Source organism: Paucibacter soli (genome assembly GCF_037482845.1).
GTDB classification, from domain to species: Bacteria; Pseudomonadota; Gammaproteobacteria; order Burkholderiales; family Burkholderiaceae_C; genus Paucibacter_B; species Paucibacter_B soli.
Window position 1 is genome coordinate 154,517 of the sequence record NZ_JBBHJW010000011.1, and the last position, 17,375, is coordinate 171,891.

13 protein-coding genes are annotated in these 17,375 nt (G+C 68.6%); 5 read left to right on the forward strand and 8 right to left on the reverse strand.

The genetic code is table 11. The annotated features are described in order from the left end of the window. Positions 1-51: 51 nt before the first annotated feature. Positions 52-2,334 (reverse strand): sensor domain-containing protein, encoded by a 2,283-nt coding sequence (locus WG898_RS21510; protein ID WP_339604832.1) that lies wholly within the window; start codon positions 2,332-2,334, stop codon positions 52-54. A gap of 128 nt (positions 2,335-2,462) precedes the next feature. Next, on the reverse strand, positions 2,463-4,526 hold the full coding sequence (locus WG898_RS21515) for an oxidoreductase (protein WP_339604898.1): 2,064 nt from the start codon (positions 4,524-4,526) through the stop codon (positions 2,463-2,465). 203 nt (positions 4,527-4,729) lie between these two features. On the opposite strand from WG898_RS21515, the gene WG898_RS21520 reads away from it, so the two are divergent. Together WG898_RS21520 and pstS are read left to right on the forward strand one after the other, a co-directional pair. Beyond that, the gene (locus tag WG898_RS21520) at positions 4,730-6,019 is read left to right on the forward strand and encodes a DUF4397 domain-containing protein (protein ID WP_339604833.1); all 1,290 of its coding nucleotides are present in this window, start codon (positions 4,730-4,732) and stop codon (positions 6,017-6,019) included. A gap of 104 nt (positions 6,020-6,123) precedes the next feature. Next, the gene (gene pstS, locus WG898_RS21525) at positions 6,124-7,143 is read left to right on the forward strand and encodes a phosphate ABC transporter substrate-binding protein PstS (RefSeq protein WP_339604834.1); all 1,020 of its coding nucleotides are present in this window, start codon (positions 6,124-6,126) and stop codon (positions 7,141-7,143) included. Here the strand turns inward: pstS and WG898_RS21530 are convergent. Further along, positions 7,128-7,631 (reverse strand): 2-thiouracil desulfurase family protein, encoded by a 504-nt coding sequence (locus tag WG898_RS21530; protein WP_339604835.1) that lies wholly within the window; start codon positions 7,629-7,631, stop codon positions 7,128-7,130. The two genes, pstS and WG898_RS21530, sit on opposite strands and share 16 nt — an antisense overlap. 5 nt (positions 7,632-7,636) lie before the next feature. Then, entirely contained in the window at positions 7,637-8,242 is a 606-nt protein-coding gene (locus WG898_RS21535) for a nucleotidyltransferase family protein (RefSeq protein ID WP_339604836.1), read from the reverse strand. A gap of 27 nt (positions 8,243-8,269) precedes the next feature. Between WG898_RS21535 and WG898_RS21540 the strand changes: the two genes are divergently transcribed. After that, positions 8,270-9,250 (forward strand): DMT family transporter, encoded by a 981-nt coding sequence (locus tag WG898_RS21540; RefSeq protein WP_339604837.1) that lies wholly within the window; start codon positions 8,270-8,272, stop codon positions 9,248-9,250. A gap of 43 nt (positions 9,251-9,293) precedes the next feature. Here WG898_RS21540 and WG898_RS21545 read toward each other — a convergent pair whose 3' ends face one another. Then, positions 9,294-11,756, reverse strand: coding sequence for a cation-translocating P-type ATPase (locus WG898_RS21545; RefSeq protein ID WP_339604838.1), 2,463 nt, complete (start codon positions 11,754-11,756; stop codon positions 9,294-9,296). A 27-nt stretch (positions 11,757-11,783) separates the two neighbouring features. Beyond that, positions 11,784-12,476: a DNA alkylation repair protein gene (locus tag WG898_RS21550; RefSeq protein WP_339604839.1), complete on the reverse strand. Its 693-nt coding sequence runs from the start codon at positions 12,474-12,476 to the stop codon at positions 11,784-11,786. A gap of 98 nt (positions 12,477-12,574) precedes the next feature. Between WG898_RS21550 and WG898_RS21555 the strand changes: the two genes are divergently transcribed. Continuing rightward, the gene (locus WG898_RS21555) at positions 12,575-14,158 is read left to right on the forward strand and encodes a thioredoxin family protein (protein ID WP_339604840.1); all 1,584 of its coding nucleotides are present in this window, start codon (positions 12,575-12,577) and stop codon (positions 14,156-14,158) included. Here WG898_RS21555 and WG898_RS21560 read toward each other — a convergent pair. Together WG898_RS21560 and WG898_RS21565 are read right to left on the reverse strand one after the other, a co-directional pair. Next, positions 14,155-14,739: an NUDIX hydrolase gene (locus WG898_RS21560; RefSeq protein WP_339604841.1), complete on the reverse strand. Its 585-nt coding sequence runs from the start codon at positions 14,737-14,739 to the stop codon at positions 14,155-14,157. The two genes, WG898_RS21555 and WG898_RS21560, sit on opposite strands and share 4 nt — an antisense overlap. Then, entirely contained in the window at positions 14,736-14,909 is a 174-nt protein-coding gene (locus WG898_RS21565) for a hypothetical protein (RefSeq protein WP_339604842.1), read from the reverse strand. The genes WG898_RS21560 and WG898_RS21565 overlap by 4 nt, the downstream gene beginning before the upstream one ends. A gap of 289 nt (positions 14,910-15,198) precedes the next feature. Between WG898_RS21565 and WG898_RS21570 the strand changes: the two genes are divergently transcribed. After that, the gene (locus WG898_RS21570) at positions 15,199-17,178 is read left to right on the forward strand and encodes a tetratricopeptide repeat protein (RefSeq protein WP_339604843.1); all 1,980 of its coding nucleotides are present in this window, start codon (positions 15,199-15,201) and stop codon (positions 17,176-17,178) included. Positions 17,179-17,375: the final 197 nt, after the last annotated feature.

The following is a 17,375-nucleotide window of genomic DNA, read 5'->3' on the forward strand; positions in this document are numbered from 1 at the left end:
CGGTGGGGAGCCAGGGTTTGCTGCAAGAAGCATGGGGCCGAGCTTAAACGCTCAGGCCAGATGCAGCTGCATGAGCGGCGCCTTGCGCACCGGCTCCTGCCTGGGTAGCACGAAGTCCTCGGCCGGCATGGGGCGGCCGTAATGCCAGCCCTGGGCCCAGTCGCAGCCCTCGCGCCTGAGCCATTCGGCCTGCTCGGCGGTTTCCACGCCCTCGGCCAGCACGTCCAGGTTGAGGCTGCGCGCCAGCACGATGACGGTGCGCGCGATCGCGGCGACGTTGCTGTCGCTGCCCAGCTCGTGCACAAAGCTGCGGTCGATCTTGAGCGTCTGCACCGGCATGCGCTTCAGGTAGGAGAGCGAGGAATAGCCGGTGCCGAAATCGTCGATCGCCACGCGCACGCCGCGGCTGGCCAGCTGGCCCAGCAGCGCGATGGCCTGCTCGGCATCCTCCAGCAGCAGGCTCTCGGTCACCTCCAGCTCCAGGGCCTGCGGCGGGCAACCGGTTTCCTTCAGGATGACGTCGACGGTGTCGATGAAGTCCGACTGGCGCAGCTGGCGCGCCGACACATTCACCGCCACCTGCTGGGGCTTGCCGGGCTGACCCTGCCAGCGCGCCGCCTGGGCGCAGGCCTGCTCCAGCACCCAGCGGCCGATCGGGATGATGAGGCCGGTATCCTCGGCCAGCGGGATGAATTCGGCCGGCGAGATCGGGCCGCGCGTCGGGTGGCGCCAGCGCAGCAAGGCCTCGGCGCCCACCAGCGCACCATCGGCCAGGCGCACCTGGGGCTGGTACTCCAGCCGGAATTGCGCCGCCTCGTTGGCATGGCGCAGCGCGTGGGTGAGCTCGAAGCGCTGCTGCACCACCTGGGTCAGCTCGGGGCGGTAGGCTTGCACGGTATTGCGCGCATGCACCTTGGCGCGGCACATCGCGGCCTCGGCATTGCGCAGCAGATCGTCCACCGCCACGCCATCGGCGGGGAACAGCGCCAGGCCTATGCTGGCGCCCAGGTTGAAGCGCTGGCTGCCCACCAGAATCGGCTCGTCCATGGCCTGGATCAGGCGGTCGCCCAGGCGCATCGCGGTCTCTTCGTCCACCAGGCCGCTGAGCACCACCACGAATTCGTCCGAGCCCACGCGCGCCACCGAATCGCTGGCGCGCACCACGTTCACAAAGCGCTCGGTGGTGGTGCGCAGCACCTGGTCGCCGGCCTGGTGGCCGGCGATGTCGTTGACGTCGCGGAAACCGTCCAGGTCGATATAGAGCACCGCCACGCAGGTATGGTCGCGCTGTGCGATGCCGATCTGGCGCGCGATGCGGTCGCGCAAGAGGGCCAGATTGGGCAGGCCGGTGAGGCGGTCGTGCAGGCTCTGGTGCAGCAGCTCGGCCTCGGTCTGCTTGATGCGCGAGATGTCGGTCAGCACGCTCAGGTACTGCACCTCCTGGCCCTGCGATTCATCCGCCGGCACGCGCACCACCGTCAGCCACACCGGCACGGTGTCGCCGTTCTTGTGGCGGTCCACCAGCTCGCCGCTCCACTTGCCGCAGCGCTCGACCTCGGCCCACAGGGCCTGCAGCTTGTCGGGGTCCTGCTCATCCTCGCGAAACAGCCCCGGCACCTTGCCCAGCAACTCGCTGCGGCCGAAGCCGGTGATCTCGCTGAGGGCCGGATTCAGGTCGCAGATCTGCAGCCGCGCGTCGGTGACCATGATGCCCTCGCCGCAATGCTCGAACACGGTAGCGGCACGGCGCGCCTGTTCCATCGCCTGCTGCAGCTGGGTCACGTCGCGCGCCACCGCCACCTGGCCCAGGTAATGATCGTCGTCGAACACCTCGGCCTTCATCACATCCAGGCACAGGCGCGATCCATCGGGCTTCTCGACCCAGTTGAGCACACGCTTGGCGCTGGTCTGCTTGGTCCATGTGGGGGGCCTGGCCAGATCGGCGTCGCGCCGGCCCATCAGCTGGGCCTCGTCGGCACCCACCACGCTCGCGAAGGCCGGATTGCAGCCCTCGTAAGCGCCCTGGGCGTCCTTGAAATACATCGGGTCGGGGATGGCGTTGAGCAGGGCGCGCAGCTTGGCGCGGTCGCGACGCAGGCGCACAAGCTCCTCGCGGCGGCGGCGCAGGCGCACCCGCTGGCTCAGCACCAGGCTGAGCACCAGCCCCAGGGCCACGCCACCGGCCACGCACAGGGTGCTGAGCCAGAGGATGGCGTTGCCGCCGCTGAGCCCCAGCGGGTTGGCAATCGTCTCGGCAGTGGTCTGAGCGCCCGCCCACATGGGCCAGGCCAGCGCCATGGGCACGATGCGTCGGTGCAACAAGGTCAAGCTCATAGTTCCCAACAAACCTTTTATGGCGCCGGCGTCGGCGCAGGTCATCTTCAGAGCACCCCGGCACAGCGGGTGTTCCCTCGTTCTCGGCGTTTCGGAGTGTCGTGAGCTGGCTTGATACTGACTAGGGTTTACAGGGACGATGCCAAGCGCGTTCCCTGCAAAATTGCACGCTTTGCGTCCAGTTCGCCGGCTTCCAGCGCGCCGCCCACCAGATGCACCGAAACCCCGGCGGCCTGCAGCGGGGCCTGCAACTCGCGCAAGGGCTCCTGGCCGGCGCACAGCACGATGGTGTCGGCCGCGATCAGCTGGCCGTCGGCGCGCTTCTCGCCATAGCTGACCCACAGGCCCTCGGGCGTGATCGCCTCGTAGTTGACCCCGCCCAGCATCTCGACGTTCTTCATCTTGAGTGCGGCGCGGTGGATCCAGCCGGTGGTCTTGCCCAGGCCCGCGCCGAGCTTGCCGGCCTTGCGCTGCAGGAGCGTGATGGCACGCGTGGGCGCCTCGGGCGCCGGCCGCAAGAGGCCGCCGCGCGTCTCGCTGGGGTCGCCCACGCCCCAGTGGCGGCGCCAGGCGGCGGGCTCCAGGGTGAGCGACTGGCCGGCCTCCAGCAGGTACTCGGCCACGTCGAAACCGATGCCGCCGGCGCCCACGATGGCCACGCGCTGGCCCACCGGCGCGCGCCCGGCCAGCAGCTCGATATAGCTCAAGACCTGACCCCGCGCCGCGCCCTCCTCCTGGCCCTTGATGCGCGGGTTGCGCGGCGTCACGCCGGTGGCCAGCAGCACCTCGTCATAACCCTTGAGCACGTCCACGCCCACGCGGGTGTTCAGGTGCAGCCGCACCCCCGTCACCTCGATGCGGCGGCCGAAGTAGCGCAGCGTCTCCTGGAACTCCTCCTTGCCGGGGATGCGCTTGGCCATATTGAACTGGCCGCCGATCTCGCCGGCCGCATCGAACAGATGCACCTCGTGGCCGCGCTCGGCCAGGGTGGTGGAGGCCGCCAGGCCGGCCGGGCCGGCGCCCACCACGGCGATCTTTTTCATGCGGCGCTGGCCGTCGGCGGCGATGGGAACGATCTTGAGCTCGGTCTCGAAGGCGGCGCGCGGGTTCACCAGGCAGGTGGAGATCTTTTGCGCAAAGGTATGGTCCAGGCAGGCCTGGTTGCAGGCGATGCAGGTGTTGATCTCGTCCGCGCGGTTCTCCCTGGCCTTCTTGACGAACTCGGGGTCGGCCAGGAAGGGCCGCGCCATGCTCACCATATCGGCCGCGCCCTCGGCCAGCACGTTCTCGGCCACCTCGGGGGTGTTGATGCGGTTGCTGGTGATCAGCGGCGTGGTGATGCCCTCGGCGCGCAACTGATCGCGCAGCTTGTGCGTGACCCAGGCAAAACCGGCCCGCGGCACCGAGGTGGCGATGGTGGGGATGCGCGCCTCGTGCCAGCCTATGCCGGTGTTGATGATGGTGGCGCCGGCCTGGGCCACGCCGCGCGCCAGCTGCAGCACCTCGTCCCAGCTGCTGCCGTCGGGGATCAGGTCCAGCATCGAGAGCCGGTAGATGATGATGAAGTCAGGCCCCACCGCCTCGCGCATGCGCGTGAGGATCTCGAGCGGTAGGCGCATGCGGTTCGCGTAGCTGCCGCCCCATTCGTCCTGGCGCTGGTTGGTGTGAGCCACCAGGAACTGGTTGATGAAATAGCCCTCGGAGCCCATCACCTCGACGCCGTCGTAGCCGGCCTCCCGCGCCAGCTTGGCGCAGCGCACGAAGGCGCGGATCTGGCGCTCGATGCCGCGCGCGCTCAGCTCGCGCGGCGTGAAAGGCGAGATCGGCGACTGGATGCGCGAGGGCGCCACGCAAAAGGGCTGGTAGCCATAGCGGCCGGTGTGCAGTATCTGCAGCGCGATCTTGCCGCCCTCGGCATGCACGGCCTTGGTGATGATGCTGTGGCGCCGGGCCGCGCCAGCGGTGGCCAGGGTGCCGGCAAAGGGCTTGGCCCAGCCCTCGATATTGGGCGCATAGCCGCCGGTGACGATCAGCCCCACCTCGCCGCGCGCGCGCTCGGCGAAGTACACCGCCATGCGCTCGAAATGCTTGCGCCCGTCCTCCAGGCCGGTGTGCATGCTGCCCATCAGCACGCGGTTCTTCAGCGTGGTGAAGCCGAGGTCCAGGGGGGCAAGCAGGTGCGGATAGCTCATGGCGGCGCTCAGGAGAAAGTGGCGGGCCATGCTAGCAGTGGCCTCCACGGCGCTCATGCAGGCAAACCCCGCTTTGGAGAGCTTGCACTACTCGCACGCCCGCCCCGCCCAGACACAGTTCTTCACCGCCGCGACACGCTGGCACACCGCTCAGCAACGTGGCCCGGTTGGAATCGCCCGGACCCTTTTTCCGGAGTGATCAGATGCGATTCAAACCCTGGGCCCATGGCCTGCTCATGGCGGGCGCCAGCCTTCTGCTCGGCGCCTGCGGCGGCGGCAACAGCAGCAGTAGCGGCGATACCAGCTTGCGCCTGCTCAATGCCAGCAGCGGCTATGGTTCGCTGGACCTGACGGTCAACAGCGTCAGCGTCAACAGCAATATCGCCTATGCCAACGCCGGCAGCTATGCCAGCGTCAGCACCGGCGCCACCAGCTCGCAAGTGCTGGCCAGCGGCGTGGGCACCACGGCGGCCAGCACCACGCCCTCGCTGGCCAGCGGCAGCCACTACAGCCTGATCGCCTACGGCTGGGCCGGCGCGCTGCGCACCACCCTGCTGCAGGAAGCGGAAGCCGCCGCCGACAGCGGCAAGAGCAAGCTGCTGGTGCTGAACCTGGCCAGCGACGCCGGTGCGCTCGACGTCTACCTCACCCCCGCCACCGACAGCCTCGACAACGCCACGCCCATCGCCACCAACCTGGCCGGCGGCAGCGGCAGCGGCTACAACAGCATCAACGCCGGCAGCTACCGCGTGCGCCTGACCGGCTATGGCAACAAGAGCGATATGCGCCTGGACATCCCCAGCATCACGCTGGACTCCACCGGCGTCTCCACCCTCATCGTTACCGCCACCGAGGGCGGCGTGCTGGTGAACGGCCTGCATGTGAAGCAGCAGGGCGCGGTGACGAACTACCCCGGCGCGGTGGCACGCGCCCGCGTGGTGGCCGCCGTCGCTGGCAATGCCAGCGTGAGCGGGCTGCTGGGCGAGGTGAGCCTGCTGCCCAGCTCGGTGGCGCCCACCATCGGCGAGTACAAGACGGTGGCGGCCGGCAATAGCGCCAAGCTGGATCTGACGGTGAACGGCCAGGCCCTGAGCGTGGCCAACCCCAGCCTCAAGCCCGGCGGCGACTACACCCTGCTGGTGTGGGGCGATGCGGCCGCGCCGCAGCTGAGCCTGCTGGCCGACGACAACCGCCTGCCCACCACCCTCAGCAGCGCCAAGATCCGCCTCATCAACGGCGTGGCCAGCCTCAACACCGGCCTCACCATGAGCGTGGACTACAGCGCCATCGCCACCAATGTGGTGCCCGGCAGCAGCTCGGCCAATAGCAGCATCCCATCCAGCACGGCCTCGCTCTTGAGCGTCAGCTCGCCCACCTCGGGCACGCCGGTGTTCAGCATCGCCAGCCTGCCGGTGCTCTCCAGTGGCGTCTACAGCGTCTTCGTGATGGGCGGCGCCAGCAATATGCTGGGCACGCTGCGGCGCGAGCGCTGACCGGCTCGTCGGCCCGACATCAGGCTTTCACAGACGCCCACTAGCATCGCGCCGCCGGTTGCCGGTATGCCCTGTCATTGCCCATGTTCCGATGCGCGTTTTTCGTGTTGCTGCTCAGCACCCTCTGCACGCCGCCCGCCCTCGCCCAGGTGCAGGGCAGCGGCGCCAGCTTCCCCTCCAAGGTCTATGAGCGCTGGGCCCAGGCCTATGAGAAGGCCACCGGCGTGCGGGTCGACTACCGCGCCACCGGCTCGGGCGAAGGGCTCAAGAAGATCAGCGCACGCGCCGTGCATTTCGGCGGCTCGGACACGCCCCTGCCCGCCGCCGAGCTCGACAAGCGCGCCCTGGTGCAGATCCCCATGCTGGTGGGCGGCATCGTGCCGGTGGTGAACCTGCCCGGCGTGGCGGCGAACCGGCTGCAGCTCAGCGGCGAACTGCTGGCCGCCATCTTGGCCGGCGACATCACGCGCTGGAACGACGCACGCATCGCCGCGCACAACCCCGGCCTGGCCCTGCCGGCGCTGCGCATCAGACGCGTGGTGCGCGCCGACAAGTCGGGCAGCACCGAGGGCTTCACGCGCTACCTGGCGCTGAGCTCGGCGGCCTTTGCCGAAAGCGTGGGTGCGAGCCAGCTGCCCAAATGGCCCGGCGAGGTGCTGGCGGCCGAGGGCAACGACGGCGTCGGCGCCGCGCTCAGGGCCAACGAGGGCGCGATCGGCTATGTCAGCTACGACCGCGTGGTGCGCGACAGGCTCACCGGCGTGAGCCTGCGCAATGCCGATGGCCATTGGGTCGCGGCCTCGGACCAGGGCTTTCGTTCGGCCATGCGCCACAGCGATCTGGCTGCGCAGGGCAAGGACACAGCCAGCCTCTTGAACCGCCCCGGCGCCGACAGCTGGCCCATCACCCTCACCAGCTTCGTGCTCTTTGATGCGCGCCCGCCGCGCGCCGACAGCGCCGCCATGACGATGCGCTTTCTCTACTGGTGCTTTGTGCATGGCGACGAGCTCACCCGCGGCAGCGGCTTCGCGCCGCTGACGCTGAATGTGCAGTCGCGCCTGTCGGCACGCTTTGCCTCGGTCAAGGCGCAGGACGGCGGCGCGCTGGACTATGCGCTGTTCTGAGCCAGCCAGGCATCGGCCTCCAGCCACTGCAGCTCGCTGAAGACCGCGATACCGGCCGCCCGCAGCAAGGCGACGCTGACGCCCTGCCCCGGCACCCGCCGCGCAGCGAAGCTGCCGTCGTAGATGCGCGCAGAGCCGCAGGAGGGGCTGCCCTCCTTGAGCACGGCCACGCGAATGCCATGCTGGCGTGCCGCCTGCAAGGCCTGCTCGGCCCCGGCCACGAAGGCCGCGGTGAGATCCTGGCCGGCGGCGTCGATCACGCGTGCATGGCCTGCCAGCACCGCGCCGCCGCCCGCACCGGCGCCGATCTCGGCCGGCGCGCGCGGCACCGGCAGACCGCCGGCCAGCTCCGGGCACAGCGGCAGTACCCAGCCTTCGTCCAGCCAGCGCTGCAGCACCGCGCTGTCGCTGCGCTGGCCAAGCCCGTCATAGCGCACCGGCTGGCCCAACAGGCAGGCGCTGACGAGCACTTTTTTGCTGCCGGCCATGCCGCTCATGCGCCCGCCCGGGCCGGTTCATCCAGCACCCGCACGCTGGGCCAGCGCTCGGCATAGCGCTTCTGGGCCAGGCGCTGGCGGTAGGTCTCCAGGCTCACCCGCAGCGGATTGCGGCGCACCACGCAGGCAAACAGATCGTGCAAGCCATGCGGGGCAATCACCGTGAGGCTGTCATCCCAATCCAGCCTCACCCCCACCGCGGTGGCGTACTCGGGCCAGGAAGCCACCGCCTCTTCCAGCGAGCGCAGCGGCGCCACCGCATGGCCGAAGCAGGCCTCGAACCACAGATGCACACCAGCCTGATTGGTCACCTCCCAGGGCAGGCCCGGCCGCATGGCGCACAGCCGTGACTGCAACTCGGCGTCGCGCTCGGACGCCAGGCAGCCCGCGTCGAAGTAGGCCACGTCGATATCGGCAAGCGCCGAGGGCATGGACTTGCCATGCAAGGCATCCCAGACCAGGTTGCGCAAGGCACCCGCACCGATGCACCAGTTGGGCAGGTCCAGGCTGCGCACCGCGCGCAGCGCGTCCATCATCCAGGCGCTGTCGCGCACCAATGCCAGCAGGCGGGCTTGCGGGTCGGGGGTTCTTGTTGTTTGCATAACTGCGCCGACTGTAGCCAAGGTCATGTGCCCTACCAACAGGTGGGCCTGTCCGAGCTGCGGCATGATGCGCCGATGCCCACGCCCTCAGCTCCCCGCAACCATATTGCGCTCGTCGCCGGCCTGCTCATCGTCCTCATCTGGGGCCTGAACTTCCCGATCCAGAAGGCCTTGCTGACGGCCATGCAGCCCGAGGGCTTTCTGTTCCTGCGCTTTGCCCTCATGCCCCTGATGGTGCTGGGCCTGCTGTTCTACCGTTATGGCCTGGCTTGGCCGCGCGTCTCGCGCGCCGACGCCTGGGCGCTCACGCGGCTGGGCTGCCTGGGCCAGGGCCTGCATCTGGCGCTGTCCAGCTACGGCATCCATTTCTCCACGCCTTTTTCCAGCTCGGTGCTGCTGGCCTGCGGGCCGGTGTTCACCCTGTTGATACTGCGCGCCTACGGCCTCGAGCGGCTGCGGCGCGCCCAGCTGATCGGCATCGCGCTGGCGGCGCTGGGCGCCCTGGTCTTCATGTCCGACAAGCTGGCCAATGGCAATTGGCGCGCCAGCGGCGGCGACCTGGTGCTGCTGCTGGCGGCCGCGCTGTTCTCCTATTACACGGTGGCGGCCAAGCCGCTGATCGAGCGCCATGGCGCCGTGCTGGTGATGTGTTATGCCAGCCTGGCCACCACCCTGCCGGTGCTGCTCTACGCCGCACCGGTGGCGCTGCGGGTCGACTGGGCCGGCGTCTCGGCCTGGCTGTGGCTGGGCGCGGCCTGGGCCATCGTGATGATTGGTTTTGTGAGCTGGCTGGGCTGGGGCTGGGTGAATGCGCAGCGCGGCGTGGCGCGCACCGCGCCGCTGATCTACCTGATGCCGCCCATCGCCGGCCTGGCGGCCTGGCTCACGACCGGCGAGAGCTTCACCGCCATCAAGCTGGCGGGCGCGGCGCTGACCCTCTCGGGCGTGGCGCTGGCGCAGTTCGCGCCGCATGCGGCGGTGCTGGTGGCGGCGCCCGAGCCGGATTGACAACAACGGCGCACAGCGCGCGCGCACAGCTCGCCGCCCGACCTCACAGCCGCCGGCGCGCCAGGGCCTTCACGGCCTCAAGCAGCAGCCAGACCAGCAGGCCCAGGCCCAGCGCCGCCAGCAGCTGCGGCGGCGCCACGGGCGCGAAGCGGAACACCTCGCGCAGCGGCGCCAGGCCCAGGCACGCGGCCAGCAGCGCGGCGGTGGCCAGCAACATCGCCCACAGCATCGCATTGGGCCGCAGCCAGGCCTGCAAAAGGCTGGCGCGCAGGTTCCGGTTCGCCAGGATCAGGCCGATATTGCAGGCCACCAGGGCCACGAAGGCGAGGCTGCGCGCCTGCTCGGCGCTGAACTGCTGCGCCAGCAGCCAGCCGAACAGGCCGGCCACGGCCAGCAGCACCAGCAGGCCCTGGGCGGCGCTCCAGGCCATCAGCCCGGCCGAGAACAGCGGCGCCTGCGGGTCGCGCGGCGGCCGGCGCATCACATCGCCCTCCTCGCGTTCGGCCTCGAACACCACCGAGCACACCGGGTCGATCAGCAGTTCCAGAAAGGCGATGTGCACCGGCCCCAGCAGCACCGGCCAGCCCAGTAGCAGGGGCAGCAGCGAGAGCCCGGCGATCGGCACATGCACGGCCAGCACAAAGGCCATGGCCTTGCGCAGGTTGTCGAAGATGCGCCGCCCCAGGCGCACCGCCTGCACGATGGAGGCGAAGTTGTCGTCCAGCAGCACCAGGGCCGCGGCCTCGCGCGCCACATCGGTGCCGCGCCCGCCCATGGCGATGCCGATATGCGCGGCCTTCAGCGAGGGTGCGTCGTTGACGCCATCGCCGGTCATCGCCACCACCTCGCCCTGCGCCTTCAGCGCCGCCACGATGCGTAACTTCTGCTCGGGCCGGATGCGCGCAAACACCTGGTGGCGGCGCACCGCCGCGCGCAGCTGGGCCTCGCCCATTCCGGCCAGCTCGGGGCCGCTCAGCACGCCGGCCGTCGCCGCCAGGCCGGCCTGCGCGGCAATCGCGCGCGCGGTCTCGGCATGATCGCCGGTGATCATCAGCACGCGCAGGCCGGCGGCGCGGCATTGCTCGATCGCGGCCGGCACCTCGGGGCGCAGCGGGTCGGCAAAGGCCACCAGGCCCAGCAGCTGCCAGGCAAAGCCGTCGGGCGCGGCCGGCCAGTCCTGCTGCCCCTGCCAGCCCGCGCGCGCCACCGCCAGCACGCGCAGGCCGCGCGCCGCCAGCGCCCGCGCCTCGGCCCCCAGCGCCTCGGCCTGCGCGGCGCCCAGGCGGGCCAGGCCCAGCACCGCCTCGGGCGCGCCCTTCACCGCCACCACCGCGGCGCCCGCCTCGTCGCGCCAGACATGGGTCATGGCCGGCAGGCTGCTGCTGAGGCCGTACTCGTGCACCAGGCGCCAGCCCGGGTGCAGCGGCACGGGCGGCGATAACTGGCCGCGCGCGCACTCCAGCAGCGCGCGCTCCATCGCGTCGAAGGGTTCGCGCTCGCTGGCCAGCAGGGCAAACTCCAGCAGCTCGGCCGGCAAGACCTGGCCCCAGGGCCGCAGCTCAGCCACCGCCATGCGGTTGAGCGTGAGCGTGCCGGTCTTGTCGGTGCACAGCACGGTGGCCGAACCAAGGGTCTCGATGGTGGCGGCGCGGCGCGTCAGCACACGCTGGCGCGAGAGCCGCCAGGCGCCCATCGCCATGAAGACGGTCAGTATCAGCAGGAACTCCTGCGGCAGCATGGCCATCCCCAGCGAGATGCCCGCCAGCACGGCGGCCAGCCAGTCGCCGCGCGCCAGGCCATAGAGCAGCACCAGGCCGGCGCTGAGCGCGAGGCCCAGCAGCGCGAACACGCGCACCAGCCGGCGCGTCTGGCTGCGCAGCGGCGAATCGGGGCTGGCGATCTCGGCCAGCGCGCCGCCGATGCGGCCGATCTCGCTGGCCGCGCCGATCGCCGTGACCTCGGCCAGGCCCTGGCCGCCCACCACCATGGAACCGGCCAGCACCGCCTCGCCGCGCGACTTGAGCACGGGCAGCGATTCGCCGCTGAGCAGGGATTCGTCGGTCTGCAGGTCGTAGGCCTCGAGCAGGCGTGCGTCGGCGGCGATGCGATCGCCCTCGGCCAGCAGCAGCACATCGCCGCGCACCACCGCCGTGCCGGCAATGCGCTGCGGCGCGCCATCGCGCAGCACCAGGGCGCGCGGGCTGGTGAGGTCGCGCAGCGCCTCCAGCACGCGCTCGGTGCGCTGCTCCTGCACCAGGCTGATCGCCACCATCAGCAGCACGAAGGCCAGCAGCATGAGCGCCTCGCGGCGATCGCCCAGCAGCAGATAGACCAGGCCGGCCGCCAGCATCAGCTGCAGCATCGGCTCGCGCACCAGCTCGGCCAGCATCTGCCAGAGCGTGCGCGGGCGCGATGGCGTGAGCTGGTTGGGGCCGTCCTGCGCCAGGCGCGCGGCCGCTTGCGCGGCGCTCAGTCCTTGGCGTGGCAGGTCGGCTCCGGATTCCATGGCCTGTGCCCCTGCTCCGGGTGACGATCAGCCCCGGGGCTGAAATTCGCGCAAGGCGTCGCTGGCAATCCAGCGGGCGGCGCGTTCGGGGCGCTCGCGCAGCCGCTCGGCCGCGACAATGGCCTGGGCCCGCAGCGCGGCATTCCGCTTGCCGATCTGGCGCAGCGCCCAGTTGACCGACTTCTTGACGAAGTTGCGCGCGTCGCCGGCGGCCGCGTCTATCAGCGGCAGCATGGCCTCGAAATCGGCATCTGGACGCGCCTTGTCGTGCACCGCCAGCACGGCCAGCAGCGAGAAGGCGGCACGCTTGGCGAATTCCTCGCGGCGGCGCGCCCATACCGGGATGCGCGCCCAGGCCAGCGGCGCGCGCCGGAACGCGTTCAGGCAGGCCTGGTCGCACACATCCCAGGCCTGCATGCCATCGGTCCAATGGTTCATTTGCGCCAGCGTCAGCCGGGCCGGCTCGGCCAGCAGCGAGGCCAGGATCTGCGCGTCGGGAATGCCGCTGTCCCACAGCGCCAGCGCCAGCTCATGGTCGGGGCCCAGGCGCTTGCCCAAGGCGCGCAGGGCGGGCACGGCCAGGCCCAGGCGGCCGGCGCCCACCAGGCCGAAGCGCGCCATGCCGGCCAGCTGATCGGGGCGCGCCTGGGCCTGCAGGGCCGCCAGCGCCTCTTGAAGCCGCTGCGCCAGCGGCGCGGAGGGACTATGCGTTTTGGCCATGGCGGGGCGGCTGGTCAGAATGGGCCGCCAGCATAAGCCCGACTATCGGCGGCCGGCGCCAACGCGGACAATCCGCTCACCATATCCAAGCCATCATCATGAGACTCTTCACGCCCATCGCCCTCGCCGCCGCGCTCAGCCTGGCCGCCCTGCTGGCCGCGCCCCAAGTACATGCTGCTGCTGCTGCCGCCGCCGCCAGCGCCAGCATTGCCTGGCAGGAGGCCGCGGGGGATGGCGATGTCGACAAGGCCTTTGCGCAGGCGCGCGCCGAGAAGAAGCCGGTGCTGCTGTACTGGGGCGCCAAGTGGTGCCCGCCCTGCAACCAGCTCAAGGCCACGCTGTTCAACCGCCAGGACTTCATCGAGCAGACGCGCGCCATCGTGCCGGTGCATATCGACGGCGACCAGCCCGGCGCGCAAAAGCTGGGCACCCGCTTCAAGGTGCGCGGCTACCCGACCATGATTCTGTTCAGCCCCGATGGCCAGGAGCTCACCCGCCTGCCCGGCGAGGCCGATGCGCCGCAGGTGCTGAAGGTGCTGCAGCTGGGCCTGGCCGGCGGCCGCCCGATCAAGGCGGTGCTGGCCGATGCCAAGGCCGGCAACAAGAAGCTGTCGGCAAATGAATGGAAGCTGCTGAGCTTCTACTCCTGGGAGACCGACGAGCAGCAGCTGGTGCCGGTGGCCGAGCGCGCCGGCCTGCTGGCCCAGCTGGCCGCGGCCAGCCAGGGCGTGGACGGCGAAACCACCACGCGCCTGTGGCTCAAGGCCCTGGCCGCCAGCGACGAGGGCAAAGGGCTCAAGGCCGACAAGGCCTTGGGCGACAAGGTCCGGGCCGTGCTGGCGAGCCCCGCCGAGTCGCGCCTGCACATGGACGTGCTGACGAATGGCGCGGCCGACATCGTCAAGACCCTGGCACCCGCTGCCGGTGCCGAGCGCAAGGCCCTGGTGGCCGCCTTCGAAGCCACGCTCAAGCGCCTGGAGGCCGATGCCACGCTTTCGCGCGCCGACCGCATCAGCGCGCTGATCGCGCGCGTGGAGCTGGCGCGCCTGGAGGTGGCGCCCAGCGAGCTGCATCCCAAGCTCAGCGCCGGCCTGGTGAACGAGGTCAAGGAACATGCCGCCCGCGCCGACCGCGAAATCACCGACGGCTACGAGCGCCAGGCCGTGATCACCTCGGCCGCTCATGTGCTGGGCCAGGCCGGACTCTGGAAGGACAGCGACGAGCTGCTCAAGGCCAGCCTCGCCAAGAGCCACTCGCCCTACTACCTGATGAGCTCGCTGGGCGGCAATGCCAAGAAGCAGGGCCGCAAGGACGAGGCGCTGAAATGGTACGAGGAGGCCTTCGCCAAGAGCGAGGGCCCGGCCACACGCCTGCAATGGGGCTCGGGCTATTTTGCTGCCCTCACCGAGCTGGCGCCGCAGGATGCCACCCGCATTGAGAAGACCGCCGCCCAGCTCTTCAGCGAGGCCGCGCAGGACAAGGGCAGTTTTTACGAGCGCAGCGCGCGTTCGCTGCAGAAGGTAGGCGGCGCGCTCGCCAAATGGAACGCGAACGGCCAGCATGACGCCGTGCTGGCGCGTCTCAAGACCCAGCTGGACGGCATCTGCGCCAAGGTCGACGCGGCCGACAAGCAGCGCGAGACCTGCGAGGGTCTGGTGAAGGCGCCGGGCAAGAAGGGCTAGGAAGCCAGCAGGGCCGCCAGCTTGGCGGCCACGGTGTGCAGCCGGTCGCTGGGCAAGCCGGCGAGCTGCGCCAGCGGCCGCCAGGCGGCCGCATGCACCTCGTCCAGCTGCGCGCTGAGTGCCTGCGGCGCGGCAGCGTCATGGCCATCCGCCAGCGCCAGATAGGCGTAGTCGTGGTGCCAATGCGCGCCCTCTTGTTTGCGCGGATTGCCGGGAATGGCGTGGCTGTCGATGTCCAGCGGCAGGCCGGCGCACAGCGGATGCGGGCGCAGTCCGGTCACGCCGGTCTCTTCGGCCACCTCGCGCAGCGCCGAGTCCCACAGCGAGCCCGGCGCCTCGTAATGGCCGCCGGGCTGCAGCCAGCGATCCAGCGTCTTGTGATGGATCAGCAGCACCCGGCTCAGGCTGGCGTCCAGCACGATCGCGCTGGTGGTGATGTGCCCGCGCATATTGGCGCGGCCGAACACATCGCCAGCATCATCGGCCAACTGCGCCGATAGTGCGGCCAGGCGCGCCTCTTCCTCCGGGTAGCGCGCCAGATAGCGCGCCAGCTGCGCAATCGCCTCGGCGCGCGGCGTCATGGCAGGCATCCATCGGTACGCGTTGCTGCCAACATCGCCGCCATGCGCGCTGCCGCTACACGGGCGCGGTAGGCGTTGGAGGGCGCGATGCGCGGGCGCGGGAGGTGCATGGGGGCGGCGCCGGGGTTGTTGGCATCGGGGGTCGGATTCATCTGGGTTTGCGTGGTCATCGTTCAATCATTCATGCTTGCATGCATGTGCCGGTGAGACCGAGGGGCGCATCCGGGTGGGGGTCAGGCATTAGAGCCGATGAAGGCATTCAGGCATCGGCAGCATAAGGTCGATTGGATGGGGTCGGCCAGGAGTGGAAGCACGACGATTCCTCCGAGAACGGTCGTCCAGTTGAAACTGTTGCCGCTACGTTAGAGTCGTCACCGCTGCCTACACCGCCGGGGCGCTCGCCATCTGGCAACACAGCACCTCATTGCCAACGAGCCACGGACTCCTATTGCTCCATTCATGTTCAAGCGCATCCTCTCGGCTCTAGCCGGAACGAAAGACGAAACGCCCGCGGTCGCTTCTAGTGGACACACTCAAGGAACGGCCTCATCGCCACCCGGTGGAGAACTTATTACGGTCTATGACGCCTATGGGCGCGAGCTAAAGATCACGCGGCAAGAATGGCGCGACAAGGTATTCCTGCCGAATCTGCGGCAGAAATGGAACGAAGCGAGCGAGCTCTACAACTTGATCGTTTCGGGACTCAAGGATGGCTTTGCGGCCGATCTGAGGCCTGCCGCTGAGCGCTTGCTGGAGATTGATCCGATCCCTGAGCGCAGTCATGCAATCCTGGGCATCGTGCTGATGAAGAACGGGCACCTTGACCTTGCCGAGACTGCGTTGCGATCCGGCATTGAGCAGGCTGGCGAGACTGGAACCCTGCTAACCAATCTGGCCAAGGTGTTTGCCGAACGCGGAGACCAGGGCGACGCGGATGAAACGCTTTGGCGAGCGGTGCAGGCGGACCCCAATTTGGACAGCGGACTGTTATGGTGGGCAGCCATCCATCAGGAACGCGGTGGAGAAACGGGCTACCTTCAGGCGTTGCGCACAGCAGCTGCCCTGCCAGGAAGCTGGCGGGCGAAACTATGGCTGGCACGCCATCATCTTGCACACAAGGACGTTGATGCCGCACGTACGCTGTACGCCGATGTGCTCGCGAGTGGTCTGTTCGACGGCAGTTCGTTGATGATGATTTCTGGCGACTTGGGTAACAACGGTCAGACTCCGCTGATTCTCGAACTGATTGGTCCAGCCTACGACGAACGCAAGCACGATCCGATGACAGGCCTCAACTTGCTGCGCGCTTGCCAGGAACTCGGGAAAGTAGATGAAGGCGAGGCTTTGCTTTCCCGCATGTACGCGTTGGGAATCGCGCCAATCAAGCAGCACCTGGATCTGTTCTCGCAAGCCTTTCAGGACATGCGCAAGCAGATGGCAACAGGTACGCCAATCGAGACCAGTAGTTTGGAGGTCATCACCATCGCCTTGACTCAACCAATCTGGCACTACGGGTTGCGTAGTGCCGACTGGTTCTTTGCACAGAAAGCCACGGGGGCACCGGAGATCGGCTTCTTTCCGCTTTCAAAGATCATGGAAGGCGCCGAACGGGCCGAGTCTCAACGCGAAGACGATTTGGGTCGATTCACCCGAGCCATTCCGCTTTACCTTGCGGAAGCCGCGCACTATTGGAGTGACTACGCAGCGAGCAGCTACATCCTGATCGTCGAAGGCGGCGGCCCAGTTGTCTCAGGAGGTGAAACCGACGGTACTGCGCTCTTCGAAATCGTGCCAAAGGGGATGAAGTACTTCGTAACTGGCAAGATTGGCTGCACGAGAGACGGCGATGATGTTCAGTGGCAAATCGGCCTATGCCTGTGGGATTGCAATACACGGACCAAACATGCCAGCGAAAGCGGCAGGGCAGCGCAGGCTGAACTTGGGGCTCTAGTGCTTGCACTGGAGGAACGGCTACTCACCCACATCGGTTTGAAACGCCAACAGCCACTGGACGTGTTTTATCAGCGCCCTTCGACCGAGGTTATGCCGGTGTATCTGAGCGAGTTGGGCCAAGCCCTCATGTTGACACTGCTCGCCAACGATCACATGCCGAAATCAACAATGTGGGGCGAGCGCGCCATGCTCGAATGGCCGCTCAATATGGCCCTGCACTGGCCTACAGCCGAGGTACCGAAGCTGATGTACATCTCCGGTCTAGGCAAGGCTCTGGACTATCAATCGGACGTTCTAGCTGAGTACAAGGAACGCAGTCTTCAATTGCTACGCGAATGCAATCAGACAACGAGTTTCGCCAGGCGCTTGGCTCCGCTCGTCTGGAAAGCGTTCGGCATGACAACAGAACTGCAGACCCATATGCAGAATCAACCTGCTGATGCAAATCTGGCGTACATAGACTGGTTGAGAAGGGTCTCAGAGTAATGGCACCTCAACTACCGTGAGCAGCATTCAACTGTCTCGCAAGCCAAGCATTGAATGACCGTTTCTTGGTGCGCGACGGGTCGAGACCCGCCGCCGCGCCGCTCCAACGTCAACCATCGCACGCCAGCCTCAGCGTCAACAACCACTGCCCTGGACGGCGCCGCCAGCAACGCCCCGCGGCACCCAAGTGACAGCGG

What these genes read in the sequence shown, in the direction of transcription:
- WG898_RS21510 (WP_339604832.1), bottom strand. Translation starts at nt 2,334, where the DNA reads ATGAGCTTGACCTTGTTGCACCGACGCATCGTGCCCATGGCGCTGGCC.
- WG898_RS21515 (WP_339604898.1), bottom strand. Translation starts at nt 4,526, where the DNA reads ATGAGCTATCCGCACCTGCTTGCCCCCCTGGACCTCGGCTTCACCACG.
- WG898_RS21520 (WP_339604833.1), top strand. Translation starts at nt 4,730, where the DNA reads ATGCGATTCAAACCCTGGGCCCATGGCCTGCTCATGGCGGGCGCCAGC.
- WG898_RS21530 (WP_339604835.1), bottom strand. Translation starts at nt 7,631, where the DNA reads ATGGCCGGCAGCAAAAAAGTGCTCGTCAGCGCCTGCCTGTTGGGCCAG.
- WG898_RS21535 (WP_339604836.1), bottom strand. Translation starts at nt 8,242, where the DNA reads ATGCAAACAACAAGAACCCCCGACCCGCAAGCCCGCCTGCTGGCATTG.
- WG898_RS21545 (WP_339604838.1), bottom strand. Translation starts at nt 11,756, where the DNA reads ATGGAATCCGGAGCCGACCTGCCACGCCAAGGACTGAGCGCCGCGCAA.
- WG898_RS21550 (WP_339604839.1), bottom strand. Translation starts at nt 12,476, where the DNA reads ATGGCCAAAACGCATAGTCCCTCCGCGCCGCTGGCGCAGCGGCTTCAA.
- WG898_RS21555 (WP_339604840.1), top strand. Translation starts at nt 12,575, where the DNA reads ATGAGACTCTTCACGCCCATCGCCCTCGCCGCCGCGCTCAGCCTGGCC.
- WG898_RS21560 (WP_339604841.1), bottom strand. Translation starts at nt 14,739, where the DNA reads ATGACGCCGCGCGCCGAGGCGATTGCGCAGCTGGCGCGCTATCTGGCG.
- WG898_RS21565 (WP_339604842.1), bottom strand. Translation starts at nt 14,909, where the DNA reads ATGACCACGCAAACCCAGATGAATCCGACCCCCGATGCCAACAACCCC.
- WG898_RS21570 (WP_339604843.1), top strand. Translation starts at nt 15,199, where the DNA reads ATGTTCAAGCGCATCCTCTCGGCTCTAGCCGGAACGAAAGACGAAACG.